General features: G+C 67.6%; 1 protein-coding gene. It reads right to left on the bottom strand.

All coding sequences use genetic code 11. The features are described 5' to 3' along the window. The coding region (locus tag VSR82_RS39855) for an AMP-binding protein (RefSeq protein WP_498858911.1) at nt 1-879 on the bottom strand (879 nt) is incomplete at both ends.

Raw genomic sequence — 879 nt, 5'->3', positions numbered from 1 at the left:
CGGTTCAGGTAGCCACGCGTCACGCCCGCCCCGCCAATGTAGAGCTCGCCCACCGCCCCGAACGGCACCGGCTCGCCATGACCGTCCAGCACGTACACCCGCGTGTTCGCAATCGGACGGCCGATCGTTTCAACGACCGCCTCCGCCCTTGCCATGCAGGTCCAGGTCGAATACGTCGTCGTTTCGGACGGAGCGTACAGGTTGCAGATCTTCTCTGCGCCACTGCTGCTGAACACTCTGCCAATCAGGCTGGCGGGCAACCGCTCACCCGCCAGGTTGATTACGCGCGCCGATGCCGGTACGGCCTGCTGGTCGAGCAGCGCCGCCATCGTCGAGGGAACCGTGTTGATCAGCGAGACATCTAGGGGTGTCTGCGTCAGTGCCAGCGCATCCTCGACAAGATAGAGTGTGCCTCCCTGCGACAGCGTAACGAAGCACTCATAGACCGACAGGTCGAAGCCGATCGAGGTAGAGAACAGCATGCGGCTGGTCTCGGATTCCGCAAACACGCGGCGGCTCCAGTGCAGCAGGTTCACGGTGCTGCGGTGCTCGACCATCACGCCCTTGGGCGTGCCGGTGGAACCCGACGTGTAGATCACATAGGCCAGATGGTGCGGACCCAGGCCCAGCGCGCGCACATCCGGATCCGATGACGGCTGCCCGGCCCACGCCGGCGACTGCGCCTCCAGCTCCACCAGCCCCACCCCAGCGAGCGCCTCCCCGCCCAGCGCCGCACGCCCCGCCGCATCGGACAGCACCAGCCGCGGCGCCGCCTCCCCCAGAATCTGCCGCAGCCGCGCGCCCGGATACGCCGCATCCAGCGGCACATACGCGCCCCCCGCTTTCAGGATCGCCAGCAGCCCCACCACCATCGCCGCG

The organism is Burkholderia sp. JPY481 (assembly GCF_038900515.1).
Taxonomy (GTDB): Bacteria; Pseudomonadota; Gammaproteobacteria; order Burkholderiales; family Burkholderiaceae; genus Paraburkholderia; species Paraburkholderia youngii.
Note: the sequence above shows the minus strand (reverse complement) of the source record. Positions and strands in the feature narration are given on the sequence as shown.